Origin of the sequence: Bradyrhizobium ivorense (assembly GCF_900696085.1) — a bacterium.
Classification (GTDB): domain Bacteria; phylum Pseudomonadota; class Alphaproteobacteria; order Rhizobiales; family Xanthobacteraceae; genus Bradyrhizobium; species Bradyrhizobium ivorense.
This window is the reverse complement of the sequence record NZ_CAADFC020000004.1, coordinates 1529872-1553062: the sequence shown is the minus strand read 5'-3', so window position 1 is coordinate 1553062 and position 23191 is coordinate 1529872. Positions and strand designations below refer to the sequence as shown.

The 23191-nt window shown below is 65.9% G+C and carries 16 protein-coding genes; 11 read left to right on the top strand and 5 right to left on the bottom strand.

Going from position 1 to position 23191, the window contains the following annotated elements; genetic code table 11:
• Positions 1–176: 176 nt before the first annotated feature.
• The 4 genes from CI41S_RS07995 to CI41S_RS07980 form a co-directional block, all read right to left on the bottom strand.
• Positions 177–914 (bottom strand): response regulator, encoded by a 738-nt coding sequence (locus tag CI41S_RS07995; RefSeq protein WP_139479657.1) that lies wholly within the window; start codon positions 912–914, stop codon positions 177–179.
• Positions 911–2659: an ATP-binding response regulator gene (locus tag CI41S_RS07990; protein WP_139858320.1), complete on the bottom strand. Its 1749-nt coding sequence runs from the start codon at positions 2657–2659 to the stop codon at positions 911–913. The genes CI41S_RS07995 and CI41S_RS07990 overlap by 4 nt, the downstream gene beginning before the upstream one ends.
• Positions 2629–4614, bottom strand: a complete 1986-nt coding sequence (locus tag CI41S_RS07985; protein ID WP_430650009.1) for a sensor histidine kinase — start codon at positions 4612–4614, stop codon at positions 2629–2631. Before CI41S_RS07985 ends, CI41S_RS07990 begins: the two co-directional genes overlap by 31 nt.
• Positions 4615–4717: 103 nt before the next feature.
• The gene (locus CI41S_RS07980; protein ID WP_139479655.1) at positions 4718–5707 is read right to left on the bottom strand and encodes a TRAP transporter substrate-binding protein; all 990 of its coding nucleotides are present in this window, start codon (positions 5705–5707) and stop codon (positions 4718–4720) included.
• Between the two features lie 151 nt (positions 5708–5858).
• Here CI41S_RS07980 and ugpB point away from each other — a divergent pair, with 151 nt between their 5' ends.
• The 10 genes from ugpB (at position 5859) to CI41S_RS07930 (ending at position 18772) form a co-directional block, all read left to right on the top strand.
• Positions 5859–7214: a sn-glycerol-3-phosphate ABC transporter substrate-binding protein UgpB gene (ugpB, locus tag CI41S_RS07975; RefSeq protein WP_139858318.1), complete on the top strand. Its 1356-nt coding sequence runs from the start codon at positions 5859–5861 to the stop codon at positions 7212–7214.
• 529 nt (positions 7215–7743) lie between these two features.
• Positions 7744–8691 (top strand): aminoglycoside phosphotransferase family protein, encoded by a 948-nt coding sequence (locus CI41S_RS07970; protein ID WP_139858316.1) that lies wholly within the window; start codon positions 7744–7746, stop codon positions 8689–8691.
• A gap of 234 nt (positions 8692–8925) precedes the next feature.
• Complete coding sequence (locus CI41S_RS07965) at positions 8926–10548, top strand: ABC transporter substrate-binding protein (RefSeq protein WP_139858314.1); 1623 nt, start codon at positions 8926–8928, stop codon at positions 10546–10548.
• A gap of 941 nt (positions 10549–11489) precedes the next feature.
• Positions 11490–12503, top strand: a complete 1014-nt coding sequence (locus CI41S_RS07960) for an ABC transporter permease (RefSeq protein ID WP_139858312.1) — start codon at positions 11490–11492, stop codon at positions 12501–12503.
• A gap of 9 nt (positions 12504–12512) precedes the next feature.
• A complete protein-coding gene (locus CI41S_RS07955) occupies positions 12513–13412 on the top strand; it encodes an ABC transporter permease (RefSeq protein WP_139858310.1) in 900 nt (299 codons plus the stop codon).
• Between the two features lie 703 nt (positions 13413–14115).
• Positions 14116–15933, top strand: coding sequence for a dipeptide ABC transporter ATP-binding protein (locus CI41S_RS07950; RefSeq protein WP_139858308.1), 1818 nt, complete (start codon positions 14116–14118; stop codon positions 15931–15933).
• A gap of 72 nt (positions 15934–16005) precedes the next feature.
• Positions 16006–16185: a DUF4089 domain-containing protein gene (locus CI41S_RS07945; protein WP_139480381.1), complete on the top strand. Its 180-nt coding sequence runs from the start codon at positions 16006–16008 to the stop codon at positions 16183–16185.
• Between the two features lie 7 nt (positions 16186–16192).
• Positions 16193–17590: an AtzE family amidohydrolase gene (locus CI41S_RS07940; protein ID WP_430642037.1), complete on the top strand. Its 1398-nt coding sequence runs from the start codon at positions 16193–16195 to the stop codon at positions 17588–17590.
• Positions 17591–17592: 2 nt separating this feature from the next.
• Positions 17593–17982 carry an oxalurate catabolism protein HpxZ gene (gene hpxZ / locus CI41S_RS07935; RefSeq protein ID WP_139858306.1) on the top strand — a complete coding sequence of 130 codons (390 nt, stop codon included), beginning with the start codon at positions 17593–17595 and terminating at the stop codon, positions 17980–17982.
• A gap of 61 nt (positions 17983–18043) precedes the next feature.
• Positions 18044–18772, top strand: coding sequence for a GntR family transcriptional regulator (locus CI41S_RS07930; RefSeq protein ID WP_139480379.1), 729 nt, complete (start codon positions 18044–18046; stop codon positions 18770–18772).
• Between the two features lie 113 nt (positions 18773–18885).
• On the opposite strand, the gene atzF is transcribed toward CI41S_RS07930, so the two are convergent.
• On the bottom strand, positions 18886–20673 hold the full coding sequence (gene atzF, locus CI41S_RS07925; RefSeq protein ID WP_139858303.1) for an allophanate hydrolase: 1788 nt from the start codon (positions 20671–20673) through the stop codon (positions 18886–18888).
• 372 nt (positions 20674–21045) lie between these two features.
• Here atzF and CI41S_RS07920 point away from each other — a divergent pair, with 372 nt between their 5' ends.
• Positions 21046–22947: a feruloyl-CoA synthase gene (locus CI41S_RS07920; protein WP_139858301.1), complete on the top strand. Its 1902-nt coding sequence runs from the start codon at positions 21046–21048 to the stop codon at positions 22945–22947.
• Positions 22948–23191: the final 244 nt, after the last annotated feature.

The following is a 23191-nucleotide window of genomic DNA, read 5'->3' as shown; positions in this document are numbered from 1 at the left end:
TGCTCAGCTTGCTCGGTGTCATCACCCGGCTTGACCGGGTGATCCAGTATTCCAGAGACGCCGGTGATAGAAGCGAGGGGCCGCGGCGTACTGGATCGCCCGGTCAAGCCGGGCGATGACAACGGTAGATGAGGACAAAGCTTCCTCTCAGGATAACGGGGATAGAGAGTAACGGATCAGGCCTTATCCCCGGTCGGCGAGAACAGATAGCCGCCGCCGCGGATGGTGCGGATCACGGACGGTTTTGTGGGATCGAACTCGATCTTGCGGCGAATGCGCATGATGCGGAGGTCGACGGCGCGGTCGAAGGCTTCGGCGTCGCGGGCGTTGGCGAGTTCCAAGAGCCGCTCGCGCGACAAAACCCGCTTGGGGTTGGCCGCGAACACCTTGAGCAGGCCGAATTCGGAGGCGGTCAGCGGGTGCTCATTGCCCTCGTCGTCGCGCAGCGCCTGGGCCTCGAGATCGAGCCATTTGGTGCCGAACCGGACCAACTGCTCCTTTTCGGCCTTGGCGGCCGCCGGCTCCGGCGCCGCGGCCTTGGCGGGGCCGGCCCGCCGCAGCACCGAGCGGATGCGGGCCATCAGCTCGCGCAACTCGCAGGGTTTTGCCACATAGTCGTCGGCGCCGAGCTCCAGGCCCACGACCCGGTCGATCGGGCTGGCAGTAGCTGTCAGCATGATGACGGGGACGTTGATCTTGCTCTTGAGGTCGCGGATGATCGACAGCCCGTCTTCCTCGGGCATGTTGAGGTCGAGCACCACGAGATCGGGCACACTGGTCTCGATCTCCTTGCGCAGGCTCTTGCCGCCGTCGCACAGCGTCACGCCAAAGCCGTGCATCTTGAGGTAATCGCCGACCATTTCGCGGGCCGGCGCCTCGTCGTCGACGATGAAGATGTGCGGTGTCTGGCTCATGCTGTCTCTGTCGCGGGCAGTGTAACCGTAAAGGTCGAGCCCTGTCCGGGGCCCGGGCTCTGCGCGGTCACATGGCCGCCATGCATGTCGATGATGCGCTTGACGATCGACAAGCCGAGGCCGGTCGAGCTTTCCCCGGCGGTCGGCTTGGCCGACAGCCGCTGGAACCGGCCGAACAGCCGCCCGAGGTCCTCCGGGCTCAGGCCCGGGCCCTGGTCGACGATCCGGATCACGGTGTTGTCGCCCTCATGGCTGACGGTGACGTTGATCTTGCCGCCGATCGGCGAATATTTGATGGCGTTGCTGACCAGATTGTCGATCGCCTCGCGGATCCGGTCGGAATCGCACATCGTGACGAAGTGCTGCGGCCCCGACACCGAGATGCTCTGCTGTTTGTTGATGGCCGAGGGCAAATTGGCCTCGGTGACCTCGTTGACGAGCGCGGCGACGTCGACCGGCTCGCGGCGGATGGTGATGTCGAAGGCGTCGGCCATCGCGTCCGAGATCAAATGGTCGACCATCGAGGTCAGCCGCTTGGTGGCGTCCCTGATGTGCTCGACCTGCGCGGTGACGTTTTCCTTCGGCGAGCCGGCGCTGATCAATTCGGTCAGCATCTCGGTGCGGCCGAGGATGACGCCGAGCGGGTTCTTCAGATCGTGGGCGACGGTGCCGAGAATCTCGTTCTTGAAGCCGTTGGCGCGCTGCAGCCGCAGCCATTGCGCCGACAGCCGTCGGTTGGCCTGCATCAGCGCGCGGGTGCGCTGCGCGACGCGGTCTTCCAGCTGGGTGTTGGCCTCGTGCAGCTGCTGGTAGAGGATCACGTTGTCGAACGCGATCGACAGCCGGCTGGAGAAGATCTCGACCAGCGCGCGATCGGTGTCGGAGAGCTGGCGCTCGGCCTGCAGCAGCACCACGACCTCGCGGCCAGATCCGGTGCGCGAATAGAGCACGCTGCGATGGTCGGCGAATTCGTTCTTGCGGCGCTGGAACGCGGCTTCCACCATGTGCCGCAGGTCGGGATCGAGCGCCTTCGACGAGGTGGTGCCGATGAAGCGGCTGTAGCAGCCGGAGCAGGCCAGCACCGAGAAATCGGCGGCGGCTGCGTTGCCGTTGTCGCGCAGCACCAGGATGCCGGCGCAGTCGACGTTGAGCAGCGAGGCGAGCTGGGTCAGCACGCCCTCGGCCAGCCGCTGCATCGACTTGAAGTCGTACAGCGTCGAGGCGGCATCGATGATGATCTCGAGCCCGCGCCGGGTCTGCACCATGCGCTCGAGCTGCTGGTAGCTGCGCAGCGCCGCGGTCAGCGAGGTGAACAGCTTGTCGGCGGTGAGCTCGGTCTTCGCCTTGTAATCGTTGATGTCGTACTGCACGATGACGCGCCGCTCCGGCGCCTGGCCGGGTTGGCCGGTGCGCAGGATGATGCGGACGGTCTCGTTCTTGATCTCGTTGCGGATGTATTCGACGAGCTCGAGCCCGGCGATGTCGGTCTCCATGATGACGTCGAGCAGCACGGCGGCGATGTCAGGATTGTCCCGCATCAGCGAGCGGCCTTCGGCCGCGGAATAGGCCGACAGGATTTCCAGCGTCGCGCCGTTCAGATTGTAGTCGCTGAGCGCAAAGCGGGTGCCCTCATGCACCGCATGATCGTCGTCGATGACGGCGATCTTCCATTTGCGGGCCGACGAGTCCTCCGGGGGGCTCTCGGTATCGTCGATCAGTTGGAGGACATCGTCCTGTTCGGCCATTGACTGGTTCCGTCGGCTGCTGCGTCAGTGATCGTGGGCTGTCCCTTGGCGATCCTGGGCATGATAATGCGAAAAGTGGTGCCTTGTCCTACCCTTGACTCCAGCATCATGCGTCCGCCGAGCTGCTGGGTGACCAGGTTATAGACGATATGGAGGCCGAGGCCCGTACCACCTTCGTTGCGGCGCGTCGTGAAAAATGGGTCGAATGCCTGCCGCTGCACGTCCGGCGTCATGCCGGCGCCGTCATCGGCGAAGATGATCTCGACATCGTCGGCGCCGCGCCCGCGCGCCGAGATCGAGATCATGCCGGAGCGACCGTCAGCAAAGGCATGATTGACTGCGTTGAGGAAAAGATTGGTTAAGATCTGCCCATAGGCGCCGGGATAGCCGTCGATCAAGAGGCCCTCGGGCACGTCGACCGACAGCGTGATGGCGGCCTTCTTCAGCACCGGGCGCAGGCTCGCCACGATCTGGTCGGTCGATTCACTCAAGCTGAACTGGCGCCGCTCGGCATGCGAGCGGTCGACCGCGACCTGCTTGAAGGACTGAATCAATTCACCGGCGCGCTGCAGATTGGCGACCAGCTGCTGCGAGGCGTCGCGCGAGGTGCGGACGAACTCGTCAAGCTTGGAGCGGCGCAACTGCTCGGTCTTCAGATCGTTCTCGAACATCTCGGCGCGCCGGGCGAAGCTCGAGGCCACCGTGAGGCTGATGCCGATCGGGTTGTTGACCTCATGCGCGACGCCGGCGACGAGGCCGCCGAGCGCGGCGAGCCGCTCGGCATCGATCAGGTTCTGCTGCGCAGTGTTGAGCTCGAGCAGCGCGCTCTCGGCCTTCTCCTTGGAACTGCGCAGCTCGTCCTCGGTCTTGCGCTTGGCAATCGCGTTCTCGCGGAACACTTCGACCGCGCGCGCCATGGCACCGACCTCGTCCCTGGCCGCGGTGCCCTGCACCGGCCGGTCGAGATCGCCCGAGGTGATGGCGCGCATCGCCGCCATGATCTGCGCCAGCGGCAGGCGGATCGACAGCGCGATCATGACGCCGGCGGACATGATGACGCCGAGGAAGACCACGGCAATCGACAGCACCCGGCGCGAGATCGCCGACAGGGTCTTGTCGAAGGTCTCCTGCGCCTTCTGCTCGCGCTGGCGCATCTTGACCGAGAGGCCGTCGATGGCGCCGATCGCATCGGCCTGGCTGGCGTCGATGGTGTTGCGCAACAATTCGGTGCGGCTGGCAAGCTGCTCGCTCAGCCGGGTGAGCCCGTCGCGCAGCTCCGCGGTCTTGACCTTGAGCCGTGCCAGCGCCATGCGCTGCAGGTCGTTCTCGGCGAGATCAGTCATCACCGGAATGGTCTTCTCGATCGTATCGGTGTTGCGGCGGGCCTCCTCGGCCGAGGCCGAGGCGAGCGACAGATAATAGGTGTTGGCCGCGACCAGCAGCGAGGTGAAGGCTTCGCGGGACTTGCCGAGCGCTGGCCAGATCAGCGCGTCGCGATGGCCGGTCGCGCCCTCGATGATCGAATAGAGTCCGGCCATGTCCTTGGTCGGCGCCAGCACCTGCTCGTCATAGGTCTTGGTGATGGTGGTCTGCAGGGCGCGCAGCTCGCCGAAGCCGTCGAGGAAGTGGCTGGTGGCGCGCTCCAATTCCTCCACCGAGCCCGACAGCATCGGGTCGGTCGAGGCGCGGTTGGTCAGCGTGCCGAGCACGGCCTCGCGGAGCAGCAGGATCTCCGCGAACAGATCGGGGCTCGGCTGGTTGATGTAGCGGTGGATCAGGTTCTGCAGCCGGGAGGTCTCGCTCTCCAGCTTGGCCAGGATCTTGTCGGAGTCCCGCACCTGGCGGACGTCGTCCCAGGCCGAGCCGAGCACCTTGGAGCCGTTCCAGATCAGCAGCGCGAGCGCGATCACGACTGCGGAGTTGAGCAGCGCGATCGAGAGGATGCGCCAGCGGATCGGGACCGCGCGCAACAGCTGGACGACGCGGAAGCGGCCCTGCGGCCCGAAAGCCGCCGGCCGCTTCGTCACATTGTCCTGTTGGGATTCGGCCAAGATCCCCTCACTCCACGTTGCGGATGCGTTCGATCAGCGCGGAGATCGCCGGATCGCGTTCGGCCTTGGCATAGATGCCGGCCATCGCCGCCTCGAACGGCCGGCGGTCGATGTCGGCGATGATCTTGACGCCGGCGGCCTCGGCTTGCTTGCGCGAGCGCTCCTCGAGCTCCTTCCATTTCTCGCGCATGTAAGTGCTGGAGCGCTGCGCGGCCTCGCGGAAGATCGTCTGTTCGTCCGCGGTCAGGCTGGCCCAGGCCTTTTTCGACATCACCAGCACTTCGGGGCTCACGGTGTGGCGGGTCAGCGAGTAGTAGCCGGCATATTTGTAGTGGCCGGTGGTGACGAAGGACGGCCAGTTGTTCTCGGCGCCGTCGATCAGCTTGGTGGCGAGCCCGGTCAGCACCTGGCCGTAGGGCATCTCGACCGGCTGGGCACCGAACGCGCGGATCATCTCCGCCATCTGCGCGGATTGCTGAACCCGCAGCCTGAGGCCCTTGAGGTCCTCGAGCGAACGCACCGGGCGGACGCTGTTGTAGATAGAGCGGGCGCCGGAATCGTAGAACGTCAGCCCGACGAAGCCATGGGCCTCGAAGCTATCCAGGATCTCGGTGCCGATCGGCCCGTCCAGGGTTTTTTGCAGGTGCTCAAGCGATCGAAACAGGAACGGCATCGCCAGCACGTTTACGGCCGGCACCATGGTCCCGATCAGGGCGACATTGGTCCGGTTGAGGTCGATGGCGCCGGCCCGGGTCTGCTCCAGGGTCTCCTTCTCCTCGCCGAGCTGGCGGGTGTGGAAGACCGTGATCCGGTGCCGGCCGCCGGTACGCTCGGCGATCAGCTGACCCATGTAATTCAACGCCTGGACGGTCGGATAGTCCTCGTTCTGGGTATCGGCGGTGCGGAATTCGCGCGCGAAGGCACTCGCCGAAACCACTGCGGACAGCAGCGCGACGGCAAGCGTTATGGTCCGCGAAAGGCCGGCGCGGCGGTACACAGGCTACTATTCCCCTTGTGATTTGAGTCCAGGGCGGGAGGAAAAGGTTCAACGGATTCTTAGCAGAAGGCGAAAGCTTCGCCCATCGGCCAAACGTTAAATACGGCGCTGCAACCAGCGGTGTCGATTGCAACCGCTTGTATGTCGCCTTATGAGGGAACGTTGCCACCGAAAAGGGCTGATCGTGAAGCTCGGTTTGAAAGTCCTGCAGCTCGCCGCGGCGGCGGCGTTCCTGCTTGTATCGCCTGCGCAGGCCACGACCGAGATCATGTGGTGGCACGCGATGTCCGGCGAGCTCGGCAAGCAGCTCGAGAGGCTCGCCGCCGATTTCAACGGCTCGCAATCCGATTACCGGATCGTGCCGGCCTACAAGGGCAATTACACCGAGACCGTCACCGCGGCGATCTTCGCGTTCCGTTCGCGCAGCCAGCCGGCGATCGTGCAGGTCAACGAGATCGCCACCGCGACCATGATGGCGGCGCGCGGCGCGATCTATCCGGTGTTTGAGCTGATGCGCGATCAGAAGGAGGCGTTCACGCCGTCGGCCTATCTGCCCGCGGTGGCCGGCTACTACGCCGATGTCGACGGCAACATGCTGTCGTTCCCGTTCAATGCGTCGACGCCGATCCTCTACTACAACAAGGACATGTTTCGCTCGGCCGGGCTCGATCCGGACGTCGCGCCGAAGACCTGGCCCGAGGTCGGCGCGGCGGCGAAGCGGCTGCGCGCGGCCGGCATGATGTGCGGGCTCACCACGTCGTGGCCGTCCTGGATCAATGTCGAGAATTTTTCCGCCTTTCACAACCTGCCGATCGCGACCAAGACCAACGGCTTTGGCGGGCTGGACGCGCAGCTGATCTTCAACAATCCGCTCTTGGTGCGCCACATCGCCAATCTCGCGGAATGGCAGACCACCAAGGCGTTCGACTATAGCGGGCGCGGCCAGGCCGCCGAGCCGCGCTTCCAGAAGGGCGAGTGCGGCATCTTCATCGGCTCCTCCGGCACCCGCGCCGACATCAGGGCCAATGCGAAATTCGAGATCGGCTACGGCATGATGCCGTATTATCCCGACGTGCAGGGCGCGCCGCAGAACTCGATCATCGGCGGCGCCACGCTGTGGGTGCTGCGCGACCGGCCGCGCGCCGAATATGCCGGGGTGGCAAAATTCTTCGCCTATCTGTCGCGGCCCGAGGTGCAGGCCGCCTGGCACCAGAACACCGGCTACATGCCGATCACCCGCGCCGCATTCGATCTGTCCGGGACCCAGGGCTTTTACGAGCGCAATCCCGGCGCCTCGATTTCGATCGAGGAGGTCACCTTGAGGCCGCCGACCGACAATTCGAGGGGCATCCGGCTCGGCTCGTTCGTGCTGGTCCGCGACGTGATCGAGGAGGAGCTCGAGCAGGTGTTCTCCGGCAAGCGCTCCGCGCAGGCCGCGATGGACAATGCAGTAGAGCGCGGCAACCGCCTGCTGCGCCAGTTCGAGCGCGCCAATCCGGACCGGTGAGGGTGGCCGACAAGTAAGGTGAGTACGCTGCTCGGGCTCCCTCCCCCCTTGCGGGGGAGGGTTGGGGAGAGGGGTACCACACGACGTGCTCTCTCAACCTGAGCTTCGATCGCGGGGTTCGATATTGCACGAGCCGCGCGTCCACCAATCATCTCGCCCGCGGCCACCCCTCTCCCCACCCTCTCCCGCAAGGGGAGAGGGAGCCTGACTGATGTGCTCACCTCACTGGGCGCAAGCGAATCAATCCGAAGCTGCGTAGCCCGGATGCAGCCAACGGGTCGCGCGAACGCGCGCCCGACGACAAGCTCGCGAAATCCGGGGCCGCTCTTTCGGCTGACGCAGAATCCCGGATTACGCTGCGCTCCATCCGGGCTACAAGACTGTCATCGCCCGGCCTGTGCGCAATTGCGCACATGGACCGGGCGATCCAGTACGCCGCGGCCCCTCGATTCGATCACTGTCGTCTCTGGAATACTGCATCACCCGCTTTCGCGGGTGATGACACCGACCAAGGTGCGCAAATCTGAAAATGCAGCTACCACCGATCACCGACTACGACACCTACCGCGCCTGGCGCAGCGACACGTCGCGCTGGCTGCCGGTCGTGCGCGAGATCGCCGACGGCCACGGGCTTCCCTGCACTGCGCCGCATGTGTTCGCGACCGGCACCAACCTCGTCATCGGTCTCGACGGCGATCTGATCCTGAAGCTGTTTCCGCCGTTCCTGCGCGGGCAGTTCATTTCCGAACGCGCTTCGCTGAAGGAGCTGCGCGGCCGGCTCGGCCTTCCGATTCCCGAACTCGTTGCGGAGGGCGAGCGCGACGGCTGGCCTTATCTCGCCATCACCCGCCTGTCCGGCGTCGTCGGCTCGGAGGTCTGGCCGGCGCTGCCGGAGGCCGAGAAGGAGCGGGTGCTCGGCGAGATCGGCGCCGTCATCGCCGAGGTGCAGCGCGTGCCGCCGGGTGCGCTGCTTGCGATCGAGCCGCGCTGGGATGGCTTCATGCGCACCCAGATCGCGCGGTGCCGGGCCCGCCATGTGCGGCTCGGGATGCCGGCAAAATTTCTCGCAGGATTCGACGATCTCCTGCGCGACGCCGCCGAGCTGATCCCGATGCACGCGCCGCCGGTGATCCTGGTCGGCGAGTACATCCCGGAAAATTTTTTGTTGGCGCGCCGGGCCGACGGCTGGCACGTCGCCGGGCTGTTCGACTTCGGCGATGTGAAGACCGGATGGGGCGAGTACGACCTGCCTGGTCCCAGCGCCTTCATGGCGGCGGGCCATCCGCGCCGTGTCCGCAGCCTGTTCGACGGTTTCGGTATCGCGCGGGCGGACGTGACCTTCGCGCTGAAGCGGCGGCTGATGGCGCTGATGCTGCTGCACTCCGCCAGCGATCCGCTCCGGCACATCTGCATTCCGGGCTGGCCGGACCAGGCCAGTGACCTCGTGCAGTTACAGGAGCTGATCTGGCCGGACTAGTTCTGCGGGAGACTCCAGCACACCAAAAACCAAGCAGTGGGCCTGTGCCTGCTCGAATATTGAGCAATGGATCCGGCTTTGTATGCAATCTACTTCACCGGAATTGGATACCGATCCGAAGTTTCCAGTGTGATTTCAAGCGGCTAGATCGAAACAACGCGTCGTTAAGGTTTGGCACGAACCTTGCGATCCCTGTTCCAAAGCCATTTCCCCAAAAGGCATTTGGAGCATCCCATGAAGCGTCGCGATTTCCTCAAATCGGTATCTGGCTTGGCCGCGGGCGCGTTGGCGCCGACTGCGCCCGCGATCTTCTCGCCGGCCAAGGCCGACGCGCGCTCCGAGACGCTGCTGATCGTGTCCGAGGGCGGCCCGAACAATCTCGACATCCACGGCGTCGGCACCAACGTGCCCGGCTACGAGGTGTCGTGGAACTGCTACGACCGGCTGATCAGCCACGAGATGAAGAGCGGTCCGGGCGGCGTGCCCTATTACGACCGCGACAAGTTCAAGGGTGAGCTCGCCGAGGACATCAACATCGGCGACATGTCGGTCACCTTCAAGCTGCGCAAGGACGCCAAATTCCACGACGGCACACAGGTCACCGCCAAGGACGTCAAATGGTCGCTCGATCGCGCGGTCTCCGTCGGCGGCTTTCCGACCTTCCAGATGAGCGCCGGCTCGCTCACCAAGCCCGAGCAGTTCGTCATCGTCGATGACTCGACCGTGCGCGTCGACTTCCTGAAGAAGGACAGGCTGACGATCCCCGACCTCGCGGTGATCGTGCCCTGCGTCGTCAATTCCGAGCTGGTGAAGAAGAACGCCAACGAGAAGGATCCCTGGGGTCTCGAGTTTACGAAGCAGCAGACCGCCGGCTCCGGCGCCTACAAGGTGACGAAGTGGACTGCCGGCACCGAAGTGATCATGGAGCGCAACGACGCCTGGGTCGGCGGCCCGATGCCGAAGATCAAGCGCGTGATCTGGCGCATGGTGCCGCAGGCCGGCAACCGCCGCGCGCTGCTGGAGCGCGGCGATGCCGACATCTCCTACGAGCTGCCGTTCAAGGACTTTCAGGAGATGAAGGCGAACGGCAAGCTCAACGTGGTCTCGCTGCCGTTCTCCAACGGCATTCAGTATATCGGCATGAACGTCACCAAGCCGCCGTTCGACAATCCGAAGGTGCGGCAGGCGATGGCCTACGCGATGCCGTACCAGAAGATCATGGATGCGGTGCTGTTCGGCCTTGCCAATCCGATGTTCGGCGCGGCCAAGGACAAGCCGACCGAGGTCGCCTGGCCCCAGCCGACCAAATATGTCACCGACATGGAGAAGGCGAAGCTGCTGCTGACGGAAGCCGGGTACGCCAACGGCTTCGAGACCACGATCTCGTTCGACCTGAATTTCGCCGGCGTCAACGAACCGCTCTGCGTGCTGGTGCAGGAGAGCCTGGCGCAACTCGGCATCAAGACCACGATCAACAAGGTGCCCGGCGCCAACTGGCGCACAGAATTGAACAAGAAGGAGATGCCGCTGTTCACCAACGTGTTCTCGGGCTGGCTCGATTACCCCGAGTACTTCTTCTACTGGTGCTATCACGGCAACAATTCCGTCTTCAACACCATGAGCTACAAGTCGCCGGAGATGGACAAATTGATCGACGGCGCGCGCACCGCGGCCGCCACCGGCGACACCGCGGCCTACGCTGCCGACGTCAAAGGCTTCGTCGACCTTGCCTTCGCCGACGTCCCGCGCATCCCGCTCTACCAGCCCTTCGTCAACGTCGCGATGCAAAAGAACGTCACCGGCTACGAATACTGGTTCCACCGCCGCCTGGATTATCGCGCGATGGCGAAGGGGTGAGCGATGGCGCGCGACACGGCCACGGCGCTGGCTGAGTTTCCGAGTGAGGTGGGCGCTGCTCTCTCATTCCCTCTCCCCTTGTGGGAGAGGGGCAGGGTGAGGGGTAGCCACGAACTCCGATCTCGCTTGGGGCTACCCCTCTCCCCAACCCTCCCCCGCAAGGGGGGAGGGAGCCCTGCTACCACCGTTGTTGCTACTAGTAAGGTGAGCACGCCTCTCAGGCTCCCTCCCCCCTTGCGGGGGAGGGTGGGGAGAGGGGTAAGCCGCGAACGCGGAACGATGACGGTGGGCGAGATGGTGCCGCACCATGTCGCCGCCTCACGAGCGACCTCGCGTGGAATTCGATTTCGTCTGGCTTGTGAGCAAGCGGCACCCCTCTCCCCAACCCTCCCCCGCAAGGGGGGAGGGAGCCCTGCCACCGCCCGCGTGGCCTTGCATGTTGCTACGAGTGAGGTGGGCGCTGCTCTCTCATTCCCTCTCCCCTTGTGGGAGAGGGGCAGGGTGAGGGGTAGCCACGAACCCCGATCTCGCTTGGGGCCACCCCTCACCCCAACCCTCTCCCATCGCAAGTCGGGCCTGCCCGACTTGCGCAAATCGACGATGCGCAACCGGGGTAGACCCTGGTTGCGTGGGAGAGGGAGCCCTGCCACCGCCCGCGTTGCTTTGCATGTTGCTACTAGTGAGGTGAGCACGCCTCTCAGGCTCCCTCCCCCCTTGCGGGGGAGGGTGGGGAGAGGGGTAAGCCGCGAACGCGGAACGATGACGGTGGGCGAGACGGTGCCGCACCATTTCGCCGCATCACGAGCGACCTCGCGCAGAATCGGATTTCAACTCGCGGCGGAGCAAGCAGCACCCCTCTCCCCAACCCTCCCCCGCAAGGGGGGAGGGAGCCCGGCCACCGCCCGCGTGGCCTTGCATGATGCACGCGCGGAGCGCGCGTCATGCTGACCATGATCGGCAAGCGCCTCTTGTTCGCGATCCCCTCGTTGATCGGGGTCGTCATCGTCACCTTCCTGCTGACGCGCGCGCTGCCGGGCGATCCGGCGGCGTATTTTGCCGGGCCTGCGGCGACCAAGGAGGCGGTCGAGCAGATCAGGAAGAAGCTCGGCTTCGACAAGCCGCTGATCGAGCAATTCTTCCGCTACACCAACGATCTCGCGCATGGCGATTTCGGAACGTCGCTGACCACGGGCCAGCCGGTTGCGGCCGAATTGCGCAGCCGCCTGCCGGCATCGGCCGAGCTGACGCTGCTCGGCCTGCTCGTTTCGATCGTGATTGCCATTCCGCTCGGCGTGCTGGCGGCAACGCGGCCGGGCTCCTGGATCGATCATCTCTGCCGGGTCACGACAACCGCCGGCGTGTCGCTGCCCGTGTTCTTCACCGGGCTGGTGCTGGTCTACGTGTTCTATTTCCGCCTCGGCTGGTCGCCGGCGCCGCTCGGCCGGCTCGACGTGTTCTACAGCACGCCGCCGACGGTGACCGGCTTCTTCCTGATCGACACGCTGATCGCGCGGGACTTCGAGGCGTTCCGTTCAGCGCTCAACCAGTTGATCCTGCCGGCGGTGACGCTGGCGATCTTCTCGCTGGCGCCGATCGCGCGGATGACCCGCGCCTCGATGCTGGCGGTGCTCGCCTCCGACTTCGTCCGCACCGCGCGCGCCAGCGGCCTGTCGCCGGGCAAGGTGATCGTCACCTACGCGTTCCGCAATGCGATGCTGCCGGTCATCACCACGCTCAGCATGGTGTTTTCCTTCCTGCTCGGCGCCAACGTGCTGGTGGAAAAAGTGTTCGCCTGGCCCGGCATCGGCTCCTATGCGGTCGAGGCGCTGATCGCCTCCGATTTCGCCCCGGTGCAGGGTTTCGTCCTGACCATGGCGGTGATGTACGTGCTGCTCAATCTCATCATCGACATTCTCTATGGCGTGATCGATCCGCGCGTGCGGCTGGAAGGGTAGGGAGGACAGATGAGTAGCGTTGCCCCCACTGTTGAGCCGGTCGGCCCGGCACGGACCTCGGGCCTGGCCGCGATCCTCGAGCAGACTCGCTACGTGCTCGGCGAGAACAAGGTCACCGGCTTCGCCTTCGCGCTGCTGCTGGTGATCCTGTTCGCCGCGCTGTTCGGTCCCTACGTCGTTCCTTATGATCCACTCGCCTCCGACACCGCCGCCGCGTTGAAATCGCCGTCGGCCGCGCACTGGTTCGGCACCGATCAGCTCGGCCGCGACATCTTCAGCCGCGTCATTGTCGCGACGAGGCTCGATACCTTCATCGCGGTCGCCTCCGTCGTGCTGGTGTTCCTGATGGGCGGGCTCGCCGGCATCGCCGCCGGCTATTTCGGCGGCTGGACCGATCGCATCGTCGGCCGCATCGCCGACACCATCATGGCGTTTCCGCTGTTCGTGCTCGCGATGGGCATCGTCGCGGCGCTCGGCAACACCGTGCAGAACATCATCATCGCGACCGCGATCGTGAATTTTCCGCTCTACGCCCGCGTCGCGCGCGCCGAGGCCAATGTCCGCCGCAACGCCGGCTTCGTGCAGGCGGCGCGGCTGTCCGGCAACGGCGAATACCGCATCCTGTTGGTGCACATCCTGCCCAACATCATGCCGATCATGATCGTGCAGATGTCGCTGACGATGGGCTACGCCATCCTCAACGCAGCGGGCCTCTCCTTCATCGGCCTCGGCGTGCGGCCGCCGACCGCCGAATGGGGCATCATGGTCGCCGAGGGCGCCGGCTTCATGGTGTCGGGCGAATGGTGGATCGCGCTGTTCCCGGGCCTCGCGCTGATGATCGCGGTGTTCTGCTTCAATTTGCTCGGCGACGGCCTGCGCGACATCGTCGACCCGCAACGGAGGACGTGATGATGAAATCTTTCGTCCAGCGCGCGCCTCTTCGCCTCTCCCCGCCCGCGGGGAGAGGCCGGATCGCATGCAATGCGATCCGGGTGAGGGGGAGCCTCCGCGAACTCCTCAGCCAATTGTGTGCGCTGATAGATGCCCCTCATCCCAACCTTCTCCCCGTAAGAACGGGGAGAAGGAGCGCACCGCCGCAGCGGAGGACGTGATGAAGAAATCTTTCGTCCGGCGCGCGCCTCTTCGCCTCTCCCCGTCCGCGGGGAGAGGCCGGGTCGCGTTAGCGGACCGGGTGAGGGGGAGTCTCCGCGAGCTCCTCAGCCGGCTGTGTGCGCTGACAGAGGCCCCTCATCCCAACCCTCTCCCCGCAAGAGCGGGGAGAAGGGGCATACCGCCGCAGGGGAGAACGTGATGAAGAAATCTTTCGTCCAGCGCGCCCGCCTTCGCCTCTCCCCGTCTGCGGGGAGAGGCCGGATCGCATGGAATGCGATCCGGGTGAGGGGGAGTCTCCGCGAACTCCTCAGCCGGCTGCGTGCGCTGATAGACGCCCCTCATCCCAACCTTCTCCCCGTAAGAACGGGGAGAAGGGGCACACCACCGCAGCGGCGGAGGACGTGATGATCGCCCTTTCACGGTGCAATGATACCATTTTTCTACTTTGCATGGGGTTGTTTTGCGCACTTTTGCCTGACGCCTCGCGGGAGGGGCGCGCATGACCGCCCAGCCGCTGCTCGACGTGCAGGACCTCACCGTCGAATTCACCACCCGCCGCGGCATCGTCAAGGCGGTGCAGCATGTCGACATCCAGGTCGGCAAGGGCGAGACCGTCGGCATCGTCGGCGAGTCCGGCTCGGGCAAGTCGGTGACGTCGTATGCCGTGATGCGCATCCTCGATCGCGCCGGCAAGATCGCCGAGGGCTCGGTGATGTTCTCCGGCATCGACGTCAAGGCCGCGACCGAGAGCCAGATGCGCGATCTGCGCGGCCGCGAAGTCTCGATGATCTTCCAGAACCCGCGCGCCGCGCTCAACCCGATCCGCAAGGTCGGCGACCAGATCGAGGACGTGCTGCGCCAGCATGTGCAGCAGGCGCAGGTCGGCGACCGCGGCGAGAAGGCGATCGAGGCGCTGGAGCAGGTCAAGATCGCCCGTCCCCGCGAGCGCTACCACGCCTATCCGTTCGAACTGTCCGGCGGCATGTGCCAGCGCGTCGTCATCGCGCTGGCGCTCGCCTGCAACCCGCAGCTCCTGATCGCCGACGAGCCGACCACCGGCCTCGACGTCACCACCCAGAAGGCGGTGATGGATCTGATCGTCGAGCTGACCAAGCGGCGTTCGATGTCGACCATCCTGATCACCCACGATCTCGGTCTTGCCGCGGCCTATTGCGACCGCGTCGTGGTGATGGAGAAGGGCCGCGTGGTCGAGACCGCCAAATCGGCCGACATCTTCGCCGCGCCCCAGCACGCCTACACCAAGAAGCTGATGCGCGCGACGCCGCGGCTCGGCGTGTCGCTGCGCGACCTGCTGCCGGAGGAGGACGCTCCTGCCTCTCCCCGCACGCGGGGAGAGGCCGACCCGCGTAGCGGGGCGGGTGAGGGGGACTCTCCAAGCACCGCGCTCGCGGAGAGTCCCCCTCACCCCGACCCTCTCCCCGCAAGCGGGGAGAGGGAGAAGCGAAGCGGGGTCGCGGAGGAGCCCCTCCTCTCCGTCGAAAACCTGATCAAGGAATACCCGCGCCAGGGCGCGACCTCGGTGCTTTCAAAGCTGTTCGGCCGCAAGCCGCCGGTGCAGGAGGAGATCTTCCGCGCCGTCGACGGCATCAGCTTCTCGGTCGGCCACGGCGAGAGCGTCGGCCTGGTCGGCGAATCCGGCTGCGGCAAGTCGACGACGTCGATGATGGTGATGCGGCTCCTGGACCAGACCTCGGGCCGCATCGTGTTCGACGGCGAGGACATCGGCGGTATCCTCCCGCAGTCGTTCGCGCGGTTGCCGCAGCGCAGCCAGATCCAGATGGTGTTTCAGGATCCGACCGACAGCCTCAACCCGCGCTTCACCGCGGCGCGCGCGATCGCCGACCCGATCCTGCAGCTCGGCGACATCAGCGGACGCGACGCGCTACGCGCCCGCTGCGAGGAGCTCGCGCGTCTGGTCGGCCTGCCGATCAATCTGCTCGACCGCTTTCCGCATCAGCTCTCCGGCGGCCAGAAGGCCCGCGTCGGCATTGCGCGGGCGATCGCGCTGCATCCGAAGCTTGTGATCCTTGACGAGCCGACCGCGGCGCTCGACGTCTCGGTGCAGGCGGTGGTGCTCAATCTGCTGCAGGACCTCAAGCAGTCGATGGGCATGAGCTATCTGTTCGTCTCGCACGATCTCAACGTGGTGCGCCTGCTCTGCGATCGCGTCATCGTGATGCGCGCCGGCCGCATCGTCGAGCAGGGCACGTCCGAACAGGTCTTGGGCAATCCGCAGGATGCTTATACAAGGGAATTGCTGACGGCGATCCCGCATCCGCCGTTGCCGGTGCACTGACGCATGATCCGGAAAAGTGGCAACCGGTTTTCCGAATGGATCATGCGCAAAGCTAACTCGAACGGGAGTGAAATGGCCGAGCATCTCGACGATTACATCGACGCCGTCGCCAGCGCGATGGCGTTGCCGCTGGAAGACGCCTGGCGTCCTGTGGTGCGCGCCAACCTCGAGGTATCGCTGCGGCTGGCGCGGCTGGTCGACGAATTCCCGCTGCCCGACGACACCGAGTCGGCCGCGATCTATGCGGCCTGAGCGCGCGATGTCCGAGAATCCCGTTCCCATGTCGGCCGCCGAGATCGCGCAGGCGGTCTCCGGCCGCAAGATCACCGCCGTTGCGGCCACCGAGGCGGCGCTCGCGCGCATCGCGACGCATGACAAGATTCTCAATTCATTCACCGACGTCACCGCGGATCGTGCTCGTGCCAAGGCGCGGGCGATCGATGCCGCGATCGCGGCCGGTCAACCGGTGGGGCCGCTTGCCGGCGTGCCGTTCGCGGTGAAGAACCTGTTCGACGTGCAGGGTCTCTCGACCCGCGCCGGCTCGAAGATCAACCGCGACCTGTCGCCGGCGCCGCGCGATGCCACGCTGATCGAGCGGATGGAAGCGGCCGGCGCGGTCCTGGTCGGCGCGCTCAACATGGGCGAATACGCCTACGACTTCACTGGCGAGAACGTGCATGACGGTCCGTCGCGCAATCCGCACGATCCGACGCGGATGACCGGCGGCTCGTCCGGCGGCTCCGGCAGCGCGGTCGGCGGCGCGCTGGTGCCGATCGCGCTCGGCTCCGATACCAACGGCTCGATCCGTGTGCCGGCGTCGTTCTGCGGCATCTTCGGCCTGAAGCCGACCTACGGGCGGCTGTCGCGGGCGCGCAGCTTTCCGTTCGTGGCGAGTTTCGATCATCTCGGCCCGCTCGCGCGCACCGTGACCGATCTCGCGCTCGCCTATGATGCGATGCAGGGGCCGGATGCCGATGACGCCGCCTGCACGACGCGGCCGGTCGAGCCGGCGCTGCCGTCGTTGACCTCAGGCCTCGGCGGGCTGCGCATTGCGATCGCCGGCGGCTACTTCCAGAGCAACGTCCTTCCGGAAGCGACCGAGGCCGTCGCGCGGGTGGCAAAGGCGCTTGGCGCGACGCAGACTGTCGAGATTCCCGAAGCCGCGCGCGCCCGCGCCGCGGCCTTCATCATCACCACGACCGAGGGCGCCTCGCTGCATCTCGATCGGTTGCGCAGGCGTCCCAATGATTTCGATCCGGCGGTGCGCGACCGCCTGATCGCCGGCGCGATGATCCCGGCGGCCTATGTCGACAAGGCGCAGAAATTCCGCCGCTGGTACCGCGCCAAGGTGCTGGAGCTGTTTCAGTCGGTCGACGTGATCCTGGCGCCGGCGACGGCCGGCACCGCGCCGAAACTCGGGCAGGTCAATTTCGTGCTCGACGGTGTCGAGCTGCAGGTACGCCCCAATATCGGCATCCACACCCAGCCGATCTCGTTCATCGGCCTGCCGGTGGTGGCCGTGCCGGTGCCGCTCGAACCGCTGCCGATCGGCGTGCAGATCATCGCCGCGCCCTGGCGCGAGGATGTTGCGCTGCGGGTTGCCTGGGCGCTGGAACAGATGGGTGTCGCGGCCGCGCCGGCGCCGAGGGGAATCTAGCCATGGACATCGATCTTCCCGACGTGCTCGCCGAGGTCACCGCGCAATTCGAGCGCTACGAGAAGGCGCTGGTCACGAACGATGTGGCCGTGCTCGACGAGTTGTTCCGCAACGACAAGCGCACGCTGCGCTACGGCATCGGCGAAAATCTCTACGGCTATGAGGAGATCATGGCGTTCCGCGCCGCACGCTCGCCGGTCGGGCTGATGCGCAGGATCGACCGCACCGTGATCACCACCTATGGCCGCGACACCGCGATCGCCTCGACGCTGTTCTACCGCGACAGCACGCCCGGCAGGGTGGGCCGGCAGATGCAGACCTGGATGCGCTTCCCGGAGGGTTGGAGAATCGTCGCGGCCCATGTCAGTGTGATCGATGAGCCGCGAGCATGATCCGGAAAAGTGGATCCGGTTTTCCGGAAAGATCATGCTCAGAAACAAGGGCGCCTGAGGCATGAGCCTGGACGATCTTCCATCGCGTGCGGCACAGCCCCCCGGCGCCGAGGCCGTGCCCCGCGTCGATCGCCCGTCACAGCTCGCCGACAAGACCACCCGCGCCGAGGAGTTGCGGCTGCAGCTCGCCGACGAGATCGTGCGCGGCACGCTGCCGCCGGGCGCGGCGCTCGACGAGACCGACCTCGCGCGCCGCTTCAACGTCTCGCGCACGCCGGTGCGGGAGGCGCTGCGGCAGCTTGCCGCCAGCGGCCTGATCGATGCCCGCGCGCATCGCGGCGCCGTGGTGGCGCGGCCGTCGCTGGATCGGCTCACCGGCATGTTCGAGGCGATGGCCGAGCTCGAGGCGATCTGCGCCGGCCTTGCCGCCGAGCGGATGACGCCGGCCGAGCGCCATGCGCTGGAGGCGGTGCACGAGGAGCTGCGGGTGCTGAGCTACACCGGCAATCCCGAGCGCTTTCACGAGGTCAATGAGCGCTTCCACAACGCGATCTACGCCGGCTCGCAAAACGCCTACATCGCCGAGATCACCCTGGCGACGCGCGTGCGCGTCCAGCCGTTCCGCCGCGCCCAGTTCCGCAATCTCGGCCGTCTGGCAAAGTCCCACGCCGAGCACGACCGCGTCGTCGTCGCCATCATGCGCGGCGACAAGGCCGGCGCCGCCGCCGCGATGCGCGCCCATATCGAACAGGTGCGCGGAGAATATGAAACCTACGCGGTGTCGGTGTAGCGAGCCGTGCTCTCACCGCTCGTCATTGCGAGGAGCGAAAGCGACGAAGCAATCCATCTATCCGCATGTGCCGAGGCATGGATTGCTTCGCTTCGCTCGCAATGACGGAGGGGCTACCCCTTCACCTTCTCCGCCATGAACGTCCGCCAGCCGCCATAGGCCGAAATGTCCTTCGCGCCGGCGATCGCGGCAGGCTCGACGATAAAGCCCTTGGCCTGCCGTCCGTCCGCAAGTCGCACCGTACCGATCGACAGCGGCGGCGGGATCGCGGCGACGAATTTGCCGAACGCGGCCGGCGACATCGCCCAGAGCTCGAGCTTGATCGACGTGCCTGCGCCCGCCTCGACGCGCAGCATGCCGGGCTTCGGCGGCGTGGTGTCGAGCCTGTAGAGCTTGTAGTCCGGCGCGGTGACCGCCTCTTCCAGCAGGCTCGCATCGAGCGTCGTCAGCTCGTGGTTCAGCGCCATGCCGGAGAGATGCGCGCCGACCACCGCGATCGTGATCTCGTCGGATCCGGCCTGCGCCGGCACGGCGGCAAGCGACGGCTGCGGCAACGCTTTGCTGCCGATCGACAGCCTGGTGTCGGCATGAAACACCCGGCCGATGCTCGCAAGCTTGGCGTCGCGGCCGGTCGGCGCCAGCAGCGTGATGCCGAACGGCGCGCCGTCGGACCGCATCGCTGATGGCAGCGCCAGGCCGCAGAGATCGAGCAGGTTGACGAAATTGGTGTAGGTGCCGAGCCGGGAGTTGAGCTCGATCGGATTGGCCAGCACCTGCGCGGTCGAATAGACCGTCGGTGCGGTCGGCAGCACGATCGCGTCGAGCTCTGCAAAGGTGCGGTCGGCGACACGGCGCAGCGCCTGCAGGCGATAGAGCGCGGCGAAGGTGTCGGCTGCGGTCGGCCGCGCGCCGGCGATGGTGATCTCGCGTGTCACCGGATGGATTGCCTCGGGCGACGACGCCAAGAGATCGCGGATCACGAGATAGCGCTCGGCGACCCATGGTCCCTCATAGAGCAGCCGCGCGGTCTCGTAAAACGGCTCAAGGTCGAATTCGACCAGTGTGGCGCCGAGTGCCTGCCAGCGCTTGCACGCCTCGCCATACGCCTTCTCGGCCGCGTGGTCGCCGAAGAAGATCAACTGGCCAGCCTTGGGAATGCCGAGCGTCAGCTTCGCCGGGAATGCTGCAAGCGGCGCCAGCGGCCGATCGCGCGAGAACGGATCGGCGCCGTCGGGCCCCGCCATCGCGGCAAGCGCCGCGACTGCATCGTCGACGGTGAGCGAGAACACCGAGATGCAGTCGAGCGTGCGGCAGGCCGGCACCAGCCCCGCATTCGAGATCAACCCGAGGCTCGGCTTCAGCCCGACGATGTTGTTGAGCATCGCCGGCACGCGGCCGCTGCCCGCGGTGTCGGTGCCGAGCGCCAGCGGCACGAGGCCGGCCGACACCGCGACCGCCGAACCTGAGCTCGATCCGCCCGGCACCAGATCGGCGCGCACCGGATTCTTGGGGATGCCATAGGGCGAGCGCACGCCGACCAGGCCGGTGGCGAACTGGTCGAGGTTGGTTTTGCCGATGATGATGGCGCCGGCCGCGCGCAGTTTTGCAACCGCCGTCGCATCCTGTGCCGGCAAATAGGAATACGCCGGACACGCCGCGGTGGTCGGCAGACCCTTGACGTCGATATTGTCCTTCACCGCGACCGGCACGCTGTACAGCGGCAGCGTCGGATCCGTCAGCCGCTCGGCCTCGGCGATCGCATCCGCCTCGTCGCGCAGGCTGATGAAGATGGCGGGATCGTTGTGCTCGCGGATGCGCTGATAGCTGCGCGCCACGGTTTGCGCCGGTTTCACTGTGCCGGCGCGGTGCGCGGCGACGATTGCGGCGACAGTTTCGGTCACGTGGTTGGCCCCGTCAGATGAGCGGCAAGGCAACGGCGCCTTGCGCGAGAGATGCAGTCCGATCGAAGCAAGCAGTGTGCCATTGTGTACAATTGCCCGGCGCGTATCGTCTGGGTGATTATGTCATTGTTTCAGTAGCTTGAGTTGGCTGCCCAGAGCAGAGCGATGCGGGTTGCCGGCATGATTGCCGTATTTTTGGGCAAATCGATGAGTGTTGGCGGCAACTGCTTTGGAGCTTCCGGCTGCGATCGGATATCCGCGATTGAAGATTGTTGTCGACAACAACAATCTGGGATACGGAGCATGACAAGAGCCTGGCTGGGACCGTGCTGCTGACGCACGATCCCGCAAGACACGGGCGAGGAGGAAACCATGACGATTGCCGCCAGCCGCGGTGACGATCCGAAAAGCCTGTTCGCGACGCCCGCGATCGTGGCCGATCGCCGAGCCGACGGCAGCATCCTGGTGCGCTCCACCACGCCGCTAAAGGACAGCGCCCGCTGCGTCGGCGATTGGCTCGAGCACTGGGCGCGGCAAACGCCGGATCGCATCTTCCTCGGCGAGCGCGCCAGTGCCGAACTGCCCTGGACCACGGTCAGCTATCGCGATGCGCTCGCAATCGTGCGCGCCGCGGCGTCCTGGATTCTGGCGCAGGGGCTGAGCGCGCAGCGGCCGCTGGTCATTCTCTCCGACAACGGCATCGATCACGCGCTGTTCGCGCTGGCCGCCCAGCATGTCGGCGTGCCCTCGGCCGCGGTCTCGCCGGCCTATTCGCTGATGTCGAAAGACTTCGACAAGCTCAAGAGCATGATCGGCCTGCTCGAGCCCGGCGCCATCTATGTCAGCGGCACAAAGCCGTTCACGGCGGCGCTCGCCGCGATCAAGCCGCTGCATCGTGCCACCATCGTCAGCGGCAACCCTGACGATGCCGATGCGCTGCCGTTCCGCAGCATCGCGGCGACGCCGGAGATGCCTGATGTCGCCAACGCGTTTGCGGCCGTCACGCCGGATACGATCGCAAAGTTCCTGTTCACCTCGGGCTCGACCGGCACGCCGAAGGCGGTGATCAACACCCAGCGCATGCTGACCTCGAGCCAGCAGGCCAAGGCGCAGACCTGGACCTTCCTTGAAACCAGCGGCGACGAACTCGTTATTCTGGACTGGCTCCCCTGGAGCCACACCTTCGGCGCCAACCACAATTTCAACCTGGTGCTGCGCAACGGCGGCACGCTCTATGTCGACGGCGGCAAGCCGGCGCCCGGGCTGTTCGCGACCTCGCTTGCCAATCTGCGCAGCGTGGTGCCGACGGTCTATTTCAACGTGCCGCGCGGCTTCGACATGCTGATCGCGGCGCTGCGCACCGACGAGGCGCTGTGCCGCAAATTCTTCGACGGGACAAAATTCGCCTTCTATGCCGGCGCGGCGTTGCCGCAGAATCTCTGGGATGGGCTGGAGGAGCTGTCGCTCAAGACCGTCGGCCGCCGCCTGCCGATGGTCTCGGCCTGGGGCTCGACCGAAACCTCGCCGCTCGCGACCGACTGCCATTTCCTCGCCAAGCGCTCCGGCAATATCGGCGTGCCGATTCCCGGCACCGAGCTCAAGCTGGTGCCGTCGGGCGACAAGCTCGAGGTGCGCGTGCGTGGTCCCAACGTGACGCCGGGCTACTGGAAGGCAGCCGAGCTCACCGCGCAGGCTTTCGATGAGGAAGGCTTTTACAAAATCGGCGACGCCGTGACGTTTGCCGATCCCGAAAAGCCGGAGCTAGGCCTGTTCTTCGACGGCCGCGTCGCGGAGGACTTCAAGCTCAATTCCGGCACCTGGGTCAGCGTCGGCACGCTGCGCGTCGCCGGCATCTCGGCGCTGGCGCCGCTGGCGCAGGACATCGTCGTCACCGGCCATGGCCGCGACGAGGTCCGCTTTCTGGTGTTCCCGAATCTCGCCGCCTGCCGCGCGCAGGCTGGGCTGCCGGAGGGCGCGGACGCGAAAGATGTGATCGGCCATCCGGCCGTCCGTTCCGCGATCGCGCAAGGGCTGGCAAAGCTGAAGGCGCAGGGCGGACATTCCTCCGGCCACGCCACCCGCGCGCTGCTGCTCGCCGAGCCGGCCTCGGTCGACGGCGGCGAGATCACCGACAAGGGTTACATCAACCAGCGCGCGGTGCTGACCCGCCGCGCTGCGGCAGTGGCGGTATTGGAGGATGATGCGTCGTCCCAACCGATTGTGTGCGCGAGCACCGGCGGAAGGGTTCCCTCCCCCCTTGCGGGGGAGGGTTAGGGAGAGGGGTGCCACACGGCGCGTCCTCTCAGCAGTGTTTGGTGCTTTCGACGACGATTGCGAAAGCGGGATTGCATTGATCATCTCGCCCGGGGCTTACCCCTCTCCCCAACCCTCCCCCGCAAGGGGGGAGGGAGCCTGACGAGCGTGCTTCCCTGACCTGATGACCAATGTCACAACTCTGTCCGCTCATGACTTGCGGCAACGCGTCATCGCGTTTTTAGTTGCCATGGCAACTAAGCTG

Excerpts from the sequence above, each read along its gene's own strand:
- CI41S_RS07995 (WP_139479657.1), bottom strand. The coding sequence starts at position 914 with ATGAGCCAGACACCGCACATCTTCATCGTCGACGACGAGGCGCCGGCC.
- CI41S_RS07990 (WP_139858320.1), bottom strand. The coding sequence starts at position 2,659 with ATGGCCGAACAGGACGATGTCCTCCAACTGATCGACGATACCGAGAGC.
- ugpB (WP_139858318.1), top strand. The coding sequence starts at position 5,859 with ATGAGGGAACGTTGCCACCGAAAAGGGCTGATCGTGAAGCTCGGTTTG.
- CI41S_RS07970 (WP_139858316.1), top strand. The coding sequence starts at position 7,744 with ATGCAGCTACCACCGATCACCGACTACGACACCTACCGCGCCTGGCGC.
- CI41S_RS07965 (WP_139858314.1), top strand. The coding sequence starts at position 8,926 with ATGAAGCGTCGCGATTTCCTCAAATCGGTATCTGGCTTGGCCGCGGGC.
- CI41S_RS07960 (WP_139858312.1), top strand. The coding sequence starts at position 11,490 with ATGCTGACCATGATCGGCAAGCGCCTCTTGTTCGCGATCCCCTCGTTG.
- CI41S_RS07955 (WP_139858310.1), top strand. The coding sequence starts at position 12,513 with ATGAGTAGCGTTGCCCCCACTGTTGAGCCGGTCGGCCCGGCACGGACC.
- CI41S_RS07950 (WP_139858308.1), top strand. The coding sequence starts at position 14,116 with ATGACCGCCCAGCCGCTGCTCGACGTGCAGGACCTCACCGTCGAATTC.
- CI41S_RS07945 (WP_139480381.1), top strand. The coding sequence starts at position 16,006 with ATGGCCGAGCATCTCGACGATTACATCGACGCCGTCGCCAGCGCGATG.
- CI41S_RS07940 (WP_430642037.1), top strand. The coding sequence starts at position 16,193 with ATGTCCGAGAATCCCGTTCCCATGTCGGCCGCCGAGATCGCGCAGGCG.
- hpxZ (WP_139858306.1), top strand. The coding sequence starts at position 17,593 with ATGGACATCGATCTTCCCGACGTGCTCGCCGAGGTCACCGCGCAATTC.
- CI41S_RS07930 (WP_139480379.1), top strand. The coding sequence starts at position 18,044 with ATGAGCCTGGACGATCTTCCATCGCGTGCGGCACAGCCCCCCGGCGCC.
- CI41S_RS07920 (WP_139858301.1), top strand. The coding sequence starts at position 21,046 with ATGACGATTGCCGCCAGCCGCGGTGACGATCCGAAAAGCCTGTTCGCG.